This is a genomic window from Rhizobacter sp. P3_C12 (assembly GCF_056402735.1).
Genome location: NZ_JBFUGW010000199.1, coordinates 1 through 11,639 on the forward strand (window position 1 = coordinate 1; position 11,639 = coordinate 11,639).

The following is an 11,639-nucleotide window of genomic DNA, read 5'->3' on the forward strand; positions in this document are numbered from 1 at the left end:
GCTGTGGAGCCGACGCCGGCGCCGAGCGCCAGCGGGTTGGACGGGGAAGGTCATACGTATCCACCAAAGTTGAGGTGGGTACGAGGCTCCTATGTGCCTATCGCATTCTCAAGATGGTCAGACTGGACGCTCACCAACCCTCAGCGCCGCGAAGCGATCATTCAGAAAGCACGTTGACGCAGCGGGCTAACCCCTGAAATTGAGGGTGCTTGCATTCATGCGCGCGGCCCAGCCCCCGGGTCAAACATTCTGATCAGCCACGCGCGAAGAGCATTCGGCAGAGAAACGATCATGAGTGCAAGCGCGCCGACGGTGAACACGATTGAGATGCCGCCGCTGACATGGGAGCAAGTTGGCAAGCCATCAACGAATCGCAGCGAACCGCCGCAGTCCATCTCGACGAAAACGAAGGAAATGGCCGCTGCCAGAGCAAAGGTGCCGAGCCATGCACCTGGGGACAGCACCATGGCCTCAGCCGCCATATGCCTCCAGAAATACGCAGCGCAAGCCGTAGCTGCGGCCGCAACTGCGACAAAAGGGATGATCTGTCGGTTCTCCGGGGCGAGCCAAGCAAAAAGTGCAGCCACCTCCAACCAGAGAAAGACGAAGCTCAGGCACGCCGCGGTGACTTGAGCAGTCCTGGTACTCATATCGATGGGGGCATAGCTGCGAAGGATGCAAAGCCTACTTGAAAGCCGCCCCTCGCGACAGACAGTTCGTGGCCGTCAGGCGCCAACCACGGCGAGCCCGTGCGAGCATCAATCGGCATTCGCGTCGTCCTTCTCCGTCTGCTTTGCATGCCGAACGCGCCGAGTAGCGTCGTACACAGCAGCACCCAAGCCAACGACGACCATCGCAGCCGCTTCGAGCTGCGCCCGGCTGAACATGGATTCCTGCATCGCAAGGAATCCACCGATCAGCGCAAGCACAGCGCCCAAAACGAAGATAGGCAGCTTCTCAACCGGCGGAGGAACGATCATGACCMTCGCCTTCCTGAAAGGCATCYCTCGCAGCCGCCCGCTTCTGGCCGATGCCCGTCCATCAAGCGAACACCCGCTGCCTCGATGGCAGGTTAGCTGCCAAGGAGGACTCGATACGTGGGCGGCTGATGTGCCGCGCCTTGATCTTCAAGCTCCAGGCCCTCGAAGAAGTTTCGATCGTTCTGCCCGACTGTTGAAGCGCAAGCAACATGCAGCTCCCAAAGCAGATCTGCCCCATTCAGCCGTGAGGATTGCGGAGCGACTACTCGAACCGAACTTTCGATATCCAGCCAGTCTCCATCTGGGCTGCGCACCGCGTGTTCATACTTGAGGTGCACGTCAGAGAACGGGAGAGTCTGCAGGAGGGTGTCCTTGGGATCTTGCGCTTCGATGTCGGAGGCATAGGCACTCGCTGCTTCGATCAACTCTGTCCTCGACTGAGGAACCGGCTCTGAGAACGACCAGTGCACATCACGAAGCAAGGTTTTGGGGGCTTGTCGCATCGCTTGCAATCTGTCTCACGTCGGCTGATTCTTATGCGGCTTAGTCCGCCACGTGCATGCTCGCGCGCCGAGCACTACAAGCGCTCCGAGCAGTGCAGCCGCCGGTGGAACATACCAATTCGCCCAGAGGAATGGCTCAAGCCAAGTGGGCGCATGCGTGACATGAACGAATGGATGCACCGATTCGAAAGGCAGTGTGGAAATAGGGCTCGCTACACCAACGAGCAACGCGAGAGCGAGGGCTAGTTGGCGACGGTCCGTCACAAGAGCCATGACAGCACCAGCCGCAGCGAACACGACAAGGTAGACAGCGATGCTCGCAAGAACAATGCTTCGCACGTCGAAGGATGGGAGATCCTGCTGAAGCAATGAACGTAGGTGGTCCGCAGCGATGAACACAACAAGTGCGGCGATGACGTGCAGCGTGGCTCTCATGCGAACTACCATTTGGCATGAGCTGCGCGCCCCAGCTTGCCGTGGCAGATCAGCTCAATAGAAGTTGTCAGTGACACGGAAGTCCAACGACCCAAAAGAAGACTCTCGTGAAGGGCTGCACGACGAACGCTAGCGCTCGACGCTGCTCGCAACGGCCAGAACGCCCTTTCCCAGAATGGTGCTCAAGTGCGCCGCGACAACTCGGTCTCCGGCTCCCCATGGAAGACGACATGACGTCACGCCTTCCCGCGTGCTTCCTTCTTCGCTTTTCGCGTCTCCTCGGCCACGATGCCGGCTGCCCGCCAGTGCACGAACTCATCCGGCGTCTCGAGCGTGACGCGGCCCCAGGCGCCGCTACGGAAGTCGTTCAACGCCACCTCAGCGGCTTTCTGCATGTTCACGCGGCCACCGGGCAGCAGCCCGCCGCGCTTGCGGCCCACTTCGGCCAGCAACGCCTCGTCGGTCATCGCCGAGAGGCCGGCAAGCTTGTAGCGCGCCACCAGTCGGTCCGCGTAGCGATGGCGCACGCGAGCCAGCAGCGCCATCGCTACCTCTTCCTCGTCATAAGCATTGCGGCCGATGCCGCCGCTTGCCGCCAGGTTGTACCCACCCTGCGCGGTGAGGATTCGCGGCCACAGCATGCCCGGTGTGTCAAACAGGAAAAAGTCGTTGGCCAGCAGGATCTTCTGCTCCAGCTTGGTGATGCCCGGCTCGTCGCCCGTCTTGGCTGTGCGCTGGCCAGCGAGTGTGTTGACCAACGTCGACTTGCCCACGTTGGGAATACCGCAAATCAACACCCGCACCGGCTTGACCATGCCGCCGCGATGTGGGGCAAGCGCCCGGCACACCGCGATCAGCGCACGCGCCGGCGCGGTGGTGCTGGCGTCCAGCCCCAGAGAACGGGTGCCCGGCAGCGCCTGGTAATGCGCCAGCCAAAGCTCGGAGATCTCCGGATCTGCGAGGTCCTGCTTGTTCAATACCTTCAGCGCAGGCTTGCCTGCCGTCAGTTCAGCCAGCAAGGGATTGGTGCTCGAGCCCGGTAGGCGTGCGTCAAGCAACTCGATCACTACGTCGATCTCCGGAAGGCGATCGGCGATGGCCTTGCGGGTCGTGTGCATGTGGCCTGGGAACCACTGGATGGCCATGGAAATGCTGCTTTCAGTGTTCTCGCGGATGTCCGCGTCGGGAGCGGACATCGATTTGCGGCTGTCTAACGTTTGACATGGGAGGCGCTGATCATCATGCATGAACCTTGTCCACTGACGACGAGCACCCGGCCGGCCTCATTGCGGAAAGAACGGGCCTCAGCGTCCGCGACGGAATGCCCGCAACGCGATCCATTCAGGCGGCATCTCGGGCGGCCACCCGCCCGCCGCTCAAGCCTTGACTTCGACCACCTGTTCGAAGCCGCCGAAGATCATGCGTTTGCCGTCGAACGGCAGGGGCGGGTTGCCGGGTGTGGACGGATCCATGCGCGGGTCTTCGATCATCTTCTTCATGCCTGCGTCGCGCGTGGCCTTGTCCGGCCATTCGACCCACGAAAAGGCCACCGTCTCCTCACCGGTGGCCTGGACTGCGCGGCGGAAATCGGTCACTTTGCCGTCGGGGACGTCGTCGCCCCAACCCTCGATCACGCGGATCGCGCCCAGCTCGATGAACAGCGAGTCGAAATGGCGTGCGTGCTCGATGAACTTCTGCTTGTTGGCGGTGGGGACCGCGATCACGAAACCGTCGATGTAGGACATGTCTTCACTCCTGTCAAGTTGAACGGTGGGCGCACCCGCCCGAGGGCACCTTGTATCCCATCGACGAACGACGGGAAGCCAAATCGACATGGCGTGCCGGGCCTTTCACCAACACCCGCTCCTGGTCGGGCGCGTCACGTCTTGACCGAGGGCGCCTGATGCCGCCGACGGGCCGCAACGCCCGCGACGAAGAGGCCGAATGCGTCGAGCAGTGGCGCGGCGTCGAAGGACGGGCCCTCCAGCGTCGCCAGCGCCTGCACGGTAGCCTCGAGTGTCGAGACCTGGTCGGCTCGCCGCGCCGCGCGAATCGCTCGGTAGCGGGTCGGCGCCGGCGCGTCCAGCGTTAGCCGCGGCAGCGCCGCCAGGGTCGGGTGCTCCAGAAGCATGCGCAGGCTCTTGCGCCACGTCGCATCGATGACCACCAGGCGCACAGACGCACCCGCCGTTGTCCCAGGGACTGACGACGCCGGGGCCATGGGCACGTCGGGGTAGAGCAGCCGCGTGTCCTTCCCGGGCCTGTGCAACAGTGCCGCCAACGCCGCAGGCTCGAAACGCTCGCCAACGACCACCTCGCAGTGCGCCAGAGACAGACGCAGCAGCGCGACGCTGTTCTTGGCCTGCCGCTGTTCCTGCGGGTGCTGCAGAACCAGCACTTCGGTGCGATGGGCGGTCGCCTTTGTCAACGCACACAAGCAGGTCACCTGCGGCCGCAGGCAGCGCGCGCAAGCCACGCGGCAGAGGGTTGACGTACCGTTCACGCCGGCATGTTCGCACGCCGGTTGCAAGCCGGGCCACCTAGAATCCGCCGCGATGTCACCCTCCCGCGCCCAACGCCAGCTCGCCACATGGCTCGCCATGCTGGCGATCCTGATGGCGTCGCTTGCGCCGTCGGTATCCCACGCGTTGGGCCTGACCCGCGGCGCGTCGTGGATCGAGGTCTGCAGCGCCCAGGGCGCCAAGTGGGTGAAGGGTGATTCGAGCGATCCCCGCTCGACCGAATCCGGCAGCGTGCCGGCCGCAGCCCACCTCCTCGATCACTGCCCTTACTGCTCGGTGCACATGCCGGCGTGGGGCCTGCCACCTGCCCGCGAGGTGGTTCCCCTGGCACCCGGTCCCGAAGACGAGCTGCCACCGGCCTTCCTGGCGGCCTGCCACACGCCGCATGCCTGGGTGACTGCGCAGCCGCGCGCCCCGCCGTTCTTCTGCTGACTGACTGAACACCGTTCGGCGCGGATCACCTCGATCCGCAGCCGGTGCTTGTCGCACGAGTTGAACCGCAGGATCCGCCATGTCATCCCAGGCCACCCCTTCCACGCCCGAATCCACCCTGTACCGCCGCGTCTGGCGCTGGCATTTCTATGCCGGCCTGGTCTGCCTGCCCTTCCTCGTGCTGATGGCGTTGACCGGTGCGCTGTACCTGTTCAAGGACTCCATCGAGTCGCTGGTCCATTCCAGCGTCCGCTTCGTCGAGGCGACGCCGGCATCGCCGCTGGATGCCGAGACCCTCGTCGCCAAGGCGCGCGCAGCACAGCCCGGCGAGGCCGTCCGCTTCATCCCGCCCAGGGAGACCGGCCGCAGTGCCGAGGTGGGCATCCGCACCGTCGCCGGCACGGTGTCGGTCTACCTCGATCCCACCAGCGGCCGCGTGCTGGGCACCTTGCGCGACGATCGCAAGCTGATGGAGCTCGTCAAGCGCATCCACTCGCTCGCGATCGCCGGCACGGTGGCGAACCACGGGATCGAAGTGGTGGCCGGCTGGGCGATCGTGCTGGTCGTGTCCGGCCTCTTCCTGTGGTGGCCACGCGGGCGATCGGGCGGTGTCTGCAGCATTCGCGGGCGCCCGGCCAGCCGCACCTGGTGGCGCGACCTGCATGCCGTCACCGGCGCCGTGGCGGCGGTGGCGATCCTCTTCCTCGCCGTCACCGGCATGCCGTGGTCGGCCTTCTGGGGCCAGCAGTTCGGACGCCTGTCCCACCAGTGGGGCATCGGCCTGCCCCCGTACGTGTGGGGCGCCAAGCCGGAATCGTCGCCCCCGCTGACAAGCCTCGGCAGCGTGCCCTGGCCGCTGATCCAGGCGCCGCTGCCGCAGTCGCATGAGGGACACGAAGGGCACGACGCCGCCGCGCCTTCGACACCGGTCGCCTCGGCGAGTATGTCCCTCGGACTGAACCAGGCGCTGGGCCTCTTCACGCGGCTGGGCATGCCGGCGGGCACGCCGATCGGCCTGCCGGCCGGCCCGCGCGGCGTCTACACCGCGATGCTGTTTCCGGATGACGTGCGGGCCGAGCGCGTCGTCCACCTCGACCGCTACTCCGGCACCGTACTCGCCGACGTGGGCTACCGCGACTACGGCGTGGCCGGCCGCCTGACCGAATGGGGCGTCAGCCTGCACACCGGCCGGCAGTTCGGCTGGGTCAATCAACTCGTGATGCTGGCCGGCTGCCTCGCCATCGTGCTGCTGGCCGTGTCGGCGGCAGTGATGTGGTGGAAGCGCCGCCCGCGCGGCMGGCTCGCGGCGCCACCGCGGCGGCCCGGCGATCGCGCCGCCTTCGGYGCCCTCGCGGTCGCCGTGCTGCTCGGCCTGCTCTACCCGCTGCTGGGCGCTTCGATGCTGGTCGCGCTGCTCGTCGATGCTGTCGTCCCGCAGCGCTGGCACGCGCGGCTCGGGCTCTAGCCGCATCGCGGTCTACGAACGCGCCCTTCGTGTCCGGGAGGATGTCGCTCTGCGCAGCCTCCGCCCGAGGTCATCCACATAGGTGATCACGACCGGGATCACCAGCAAGCTCAGCAGCGTCGAGGAGATCAGCCCGCCGATCACGACGATCGCCATCGGCGCGCGGAAGCTCGGGTCGCCGCCCCAGCCGAGCGCCACCGGCAGCATGCCGGCCCCCATCGCGATGGTGGTCATCACGATGGGGCGGGCACGCTTGCGACACGCATCGACGACCGCGTCGGCACGGCTCAGGCCGTGCTGCTCGCGGGCGATGACGGCATAGTCCACCAGCAGGATCGAGTTCTTCGTCGCGATGCCCATCAGCATGATCAGGCCGATCATCGACGGCATCGACATCGACGACCCTGTCACGTACAGCGCCAGGAAGGCGCCCGGCACCGACAGCACCAGCGCCGCGAGGATCGTCACCGGCTGCACGAAGTCCCTGAACAGCAGCACCAGCACGACATAGATGCACAGCACCCCCGTGAGCATGGCCATGCCGAACCCATAGGCCAGCTCGGCCATGTTCTCGGCGTCGCCGCTCGCGCTGTGCGTCACCCCGGGCGGCAGCTGCTGCAGGCTGGGCAGCGCCAGGGCGGCCTGCTCCACCTCGCTCAAGGGCCGGCCGTTCAACTCGACCTCGAGATTGACGTTGCGGCTGCGGTCACGGCGGGAGATCTGGGTGGGCCCGCTCGCCACCTCGAGCGACGCGACGCTCTCCAGCGCCACCGGTCCGCGTGCACCCGGCACCGGCAATTGCCTGAGCGTGTCGATGTCCTGCCGCGCCGCACCCGCCAGCTTCACCACCACCGGCACCTGCCGCTCGCCGAGGTTCAGCCTGGCGAGCTCCTGGTCGTGGTCGCCGGTCGTCGCCACGCGCAGCGTCTCGGCGATCGCGGCCGACGTGACGCCCAGGTCGGCCGCACGCGCGAAATCGGGGCGCACCACCAGTTCCGGTTGCACCAGGCCCGCGCTGGACGTGACGGCACCGATGCCGGGGAGGGCTCGCAACTCGCGCTCCACCTGCGCGGCGGCCTGGGCCAGCACCCGGCCATCGTCGCCAGCGAGCACCATCACGTAGTTCTCGCTGGAATCGCTGCCGACACTGATCCGCGTGCCGGGCAAGCCCGCCAGGGCCTCGCGCAACTGCTGCTCGATCTGCTGCTGGCTCAGTCCGGCACGGTCACGGCGATGCGACAGGTTCACCGTCAGCACCGCATTGCGCACGCTGCCGGCCACCGGGCCGTCGTCGGCCGGCCCCGAATCGCTGCGGCTGCCGCCGACGGCGGTGTAGATGGTCCGGGCGTGCGCGTTGCGGCGCACGATCGCGCGCGCCCGCTCGGCGAGGGCCAGCGTGTCTGCGAGCGTGCTGCCGGGCGGCAGGGTCAGCGACACCTGGGTCTGCACCCCGTCGTCCGACGGCATGAAAGCGCCCGGCAGCGTGGACGCCACGAACAGGCCGAGCCCGAAGAACAGGGATGCCAGCAGCAGCGTGAGCCCGCGGTGCCGCAGGCACCAGCGCGCCCAGCCCAGGTAGGCGCCCATCCAGCGCGGCTCGGCCTCGCCCTGCTGGCGCGGCGCCTTCAGCAGGTAGGCGGCCATCATCGGCGTGAGCATGCGGGCGACGACGAGCGAGAAGAACACGGCGATGGCCGCCGTCCAGCCGAACTGCACGAAGAACTTGCCGACCACGCCCCCCATGAAGGCCGTCGGCAGGAACACGGCGATGAGCGTGAAGGTCGTCGCGATGACCGCCAGGCCGATCTCGTCGGCCGCCTCCATCGCCGCCCGGTACGGACTCTTGCCCATGCGCAGGTGGCGGGCGATGTTCTCGACCTCGACGATGGCGTCGTCCACCAGCACGCCGATCACCAGCGACAGCGACAGCAGCGTCACCGTGTTGAGCGTGAAGCCCATCAGGTGCATCACCGCAAAGGTGGGAACGACGGACAGCGGCAAGGCCACCGCCGCCACGAAGGTCGAGCGCCAGTCGCGCAGGAACACGAACACCACCAGCACCGCCAGTGCCGCGCCTTCGTAGAGCAGGCCCATCGAGCCCTCGTAGTTCTCCTGCACCGGGTCGATGGCGCTGACGGCCTCGACCAGCTCGATGCCGGGATGCGCGGCCTTCAGATCGCGCAGCGCAGCGCGCACGCCGGCAGCCACCTCCAGCTCGCCCGCACCGCGCGCGCGCGTGATCTCGAAGCCGACCACCGGCTTGCCGTCCAGCCATGCCGCGGAACGCGCATCGGCGCTGCCGTCGACCACCGTCGCGACCTGGTCGAGCCGCAGCGGCCGGCCATCGGTCAACACGAGTTCGACGGCGGCCAGCGCCTCGGCCGATTGCACCGTGGCCAGCGTGCGCACCTGCTGCTCGGTGCCCCCCAGGTCGGCACGGCCCCCCGCGGCGTCCTGCTGCACCTGACGCAACTGCCTCGAGATGTCTGCCGCCGAGGCATTCAGCGCGAGCAGCCGTGCCGGGTCGAGCTCGACCCGGACTTCGCGCGTGACGCCCCCGACGCGGCGCACCGCGCCGACGCCCGGCACCGCAACCAGCGCCTTGCTGACCTGCTGGTCCACGAACCACGACAGCGCCTCTTCATCCAGGCGCGGCGAGGTCACCGTGTAGGTGAGGACGGGCCCGCCGGCGGTCGTTGTCTTCTGGATCACCGGATCGCGCAGGTCGGCCGGCAGCTCGCCCCGAACGCGCGCCACCGCATCGCGCACATCGTCCAGCGCCTCCTGCGACGGCTTCTCGATCTGGAAGTCGACAGAGATGATGGCCGTGCCGTCGGTCAGCTCGGTGTCGATGTGCTTGACGCCTTGCAGCGTGGCCAGCGAGTTCTCGATCCTGCGCGCGACATCGGTCTCGAGCTGCGACGGCGAGGCCCCCGGCAGCGAGACGGTGATCGTCACCGTGGACAGATCCATGTCCGGGAAGTTCTGCACGCGCATCGCCGCGAAGCCCATCAGGCCGGCGAACGCGAGCAGCACGAACAGCAGGATGCCCGGGGTCGGATTGCGGATCGACCAGGAGGACACGTTGAAGTTCATGGCGCGACCACCTTCACCAGGTCCCCGTCGCCGAGGAACACCCCTCCGCTGGCGACGACCTGGCTGCCGGCCTCGACGCCCGCGAGGATCTCGACGCGGTCCCCGGCGCGCCGGCCGAGCTTCACCTTGGTCTGCAGCACCCTGGCGTCGCGCCCGACGCGCAACACGTAGTCGAAGCCCTCCCTCTGCAGCACGGCGGCTTGCGGCAGCGTGAGCGCCGGCGTGCCCTGCCCGACCTCGATCTCGCCGCGCGCGAACATGCCGGCGCGTGCCGTGCTGCCCGCCGGCAGGTCGACGTAGACGACACCCTTGCGCGTCTGCGTGTCCACCGCCGGTGCGAGCATGCGCACCGTGCCGCGGATGGCCTCGCCGCCCACCGGCGTGACGGTCGCCGGCTGGCCCGGCGCGAGCCGCGCGAGCTGCGGTGCCGCCACCTCGGCGCGCCACTCGATGCGCCCGCGCAGGATGAGCCGGAACAGCTCCTGTCCGGTCGGCAGCACGGCGCCGATCGTGGCGCTGCGCGCGGAGATCACGCCGTCATCGGGCGCGCGCACCTGGGTCTGCGCGAGGCGCAGTTCCTGCGTCCGGGCCGTGGCCCGGGCCGCCTCCCGGCGCGCCCGGGCCATGCGTTCGGCCGTCAGGTACTGGTTGATCTGCTGCGCGGAGAGCGCCCCGCTGGACTGCAGGTCGCGCGCCCGCTGCGCGTTGGCCGCGGCCTCGGCCAGCGCGGCCTCGGATTCGGCCAGCGCGGCCAGGCTGTGCGCGAACTCGGTGGCGACCGCGGCGGGCTCGAAAGTCGCCAGCACCTGCCCGCGCCGCACGCGGTCGCCGACATTGACCGCGACGCGGGTCAGGCGCAAGCCGTCGGCCTCCGTCCCGATGCTGGCTTCCTGCCAGGCCGCGATGCTGCCGTTGGCGGCGATGCGAACCGGCAGCGTGGCCGGCTCGGGTTGGATGACGGTCACCGCCAGCACGGGCCGGGCCGCCGGCGGCGTGTTCGCGGCCTGTGCGCCGGCCACCTGCTCCGCGATGCCTGCGATCACGCAGGCGAACACGAAAAGGAGTGGCGCGAAGCGCCACGGCGATCGATGCGGGTTCTTCATGGGTCGATGTCCTCCATGCGCCAGCCACCGCCGATGGCCCGGTAGGTGTCGACCCAGGCCAGCACCGAATCGCGCTGCTGCTCGACGACGGCGCCGCGTGCGGCGACCAGGCTGCGGCGGGCGTCCTCGAGCTCGAACAGGCTCGCCAGCCCGCCGCGGTAGCGCGCCTCGGTGGCCTGGTACGCGCGGTCGAACCCGGCGACGGCGGTGCGCACGTCGTCGCCGCGCGCGGCAGCGCCGTGCAGCGAGACCAGTGCGGTCTCCACCTCTCGCACGGCGACGCGCAGGCGGGCGGCGTAAACCACGCGTGCCGATTCGTGGCGGACCAGGGCGGCTTCGGCATGGGCGCGGCGCACGCCGGCATCGAAGAGCGGCAGCGTCACGGCGACGGGGCCGATGCGCCACACGGTGCCGTCGGTGCTGACGCCCTCGCTGCGGCTCCAGGCGGGACCGATGCTGCCGGCCAGCGAGATGCGCGGCCAGCGCAGCGCCTGGGCCTGGTCGGCATCGGCGCTGGAGGCGACAAGCTCCCGGGCCGCCGCGGCGATGTCGGGCCGCTGCGCCAGCGCCACGGCCGGCACCGAGGCGACCTGCAAGGCGGCGGGCCGCGGCAGCCGTGCGGTGGACCCGGCGAGGTCTCGGCGCAGTACCGCTTCATCGATGGCGGTGAGCGCGACCAGGGCCTTGATGTCCCGCTCGCACTGCGCGCGCTGCTGGATGAGCGCCGCGTTGGCCTGGGCCGCGCTGGCGCGCGCCAGGTCGGCTGCTGCGGGGGCCTGCAAGCCCGCGCCTGCAGACAGGGTGGTCAGGCGCGAGGTCTCGAGGCGCGAGCGCAGGTCGAGCTCCGCTTGCGCCGACCGGGCCTCGCAGGCGCGTAGATCCACGTAGGCGTGGGCGACCTCGGCAGCGAGCGAGACGCGTGCATCGTGCCAGCCGGCGCGGCTGGACGCCAGGCGCGCCTCGGCGGCACGGGCACCGGCTCGGCCGGCACCGAAGAGATCCGCCTCCCAGCTGGCCTGCAGCCCCAGCGACGCCGTGCTGCCGATGGGCGCCCCCGGGCTCGAGCGGCCTCGCTCGGCGCTGGCGGCGAGGTCCAGCGCTGT

General features: G+C 68.7%; 11 protein-coding genes. 2 read left to right on the forward strand and 9 right to left on the reverse strand.

All coding sequences use genetic code 11. From position 1 onward, the window contains the following. Positions 1-215: 215 nt before the first annotated feature. From AC1DXV_RS24540 to AC1DXV_RS24565, 6 genes are all read right to left on the reverse strand, one after another. Positions 216-650 (reverse strand): hypothetical protein, encoded by a 435-nt coding sequence (locus tag AC1DXV_RS24540; protein WP_477868199.1) that lies wholly within the window; start codon positions 648-650, stop codon positions 216-218. 108 nt (positions 651-758) lie between these two features. Beyond that, entirely contained in the window at positions 759-980 is a 222-nt protein-coding gene (locus AC1DXV_RS24545) for a hypothetical protein (protein ID WP_477868201.1), read from the reverse strand. Positions 981-1,072: 92 nt separating this feature from the next. Next, positions 1,073-1,483, reverse strand: a complete 411-nt coding sequence (locus AC1DXV_RS24550; RefSeq protein WP_477936003.1) for a hypothetical protein — start codon at positions 1,481-1,483, stop codon at positions 1,073-1,075. A gap of 671 nt (positions 1,484-2,154) precedes the next feature. Beyond that, positions 2,155-3,063 carry a ribosome biogenesis GTPase YlqF gene (gene ylqF / locus AC1DXV_RS24555; protein WP_477868212.1) on the reverse strand — a complete coding sequence of 303 codons (909 nt, stop codon included), beginning with the start codon at positions 3,061-3,063 and terminating at the stop codon, positions 2,155-2,157. A gap of 231 nt (positions 3,064-3,294) precedes the next feature. Continuing rightward, positions 3,295-3,663, reverse strand: a complete 369-nt coding sequence (locus AC1DXV_RS24560) for a DUF1428 domain-containing protein (protein WP_477868204.1) — start codon at positions 3,661-3,663, stop codon at positions 3,295-3,297. 134 nt (positions 3,664-3,797) lie between these two features. Further along, on the reverse strand, positions 3,798-4,520 hold the full coding sequence (locus tag AC1DXV_RS24565) for a tRNA-uridine aminocarboxypropyltransferase (protein ID WP_477868206.1): 723 nt from the start codon (positions 4,518-4,520) through the stop codon (positions 3,798-3,800). On the opposite strand from AC1DXV_RS24565, the gene AC1DXV_RS24570 reads away from it, so the two are divergent. Both AC1DXV_RS24570 and AC1DXV_RS24575 read left to right on the forward strand, forming a co-directional pair. Then, positions 4,519-4,872, forward strand: coding sequence for a DUF2946 domain-containing protein (locus AC1DXV_RS24570; protein WP_477868208.1), 354 nt, complete (start codon positions 4,519-4,521; stop codon positions 4,870-4,872). The genes AC1DXV_RS24565 and AC1DXV_RS24570 overlap by 2 nt on opposite strands. 79 nt (positions 4,873-4,951) lie before the next feature. Further along, positions 4,952-6,337, forward strand: a complete 1,386-nt coding sequence (locus AC1DXV_RS24575; protein ID WP_477936005.1) for a PepSY-associated TM helix domain-containing protein — start codon at positions 4,952-4,954, stop codon at positions 6,335-6,337. 12 nt (positions 6,338-6,349) lie between these two features. Here the strand turns inward: AC1DXV_RS24575 and AC1DXV_RS24580 are convergent, their stop codons facing one another. The 3 genes from AC1DXV_RS24580 to AC1DXV_RS24590 form a co-directional block, all read right to left on the reverse strand. Next, positions 6,350-9,433 (reverse strand): efflux RND transporter permease subunit, encoded by a 3,084-nt coding sequence (locus AC1DXV_RS24580; protein ID WP_477869803.1) that lies wholly within the window; start codon positions 9,431-9,433, stop codon positions 6,350-6,352. Continuing rightward, positions 9,430-10,536: an efflux RND transporter periplasmic adaptor subunit gene (locus tag AC1DXV_RS24585; protein ID WP_477936007.1), complete on the reverse strand. Its 1,107-nt coding sequence runs from the start codon at positions 10,534-10,536 to the stop codon at positions 9,430-9,432. The genes AC1DXV_RS24580 and AC1DXV_RS24585 overlap by 4 nt, the downstream gene beginning before the upstream one ends. Further along, on the reverse strand, positions 10,533-11,639 hold a 1,107-nt coding region (locus AC1DXV_RS24590; protein ID WP_477936009.1), incomplete at its 5' end, for a TolC family protein. The genes AC1DXV_RS24590 and AC1DXV_RS24585, both read right to left, overlap by 4 nt.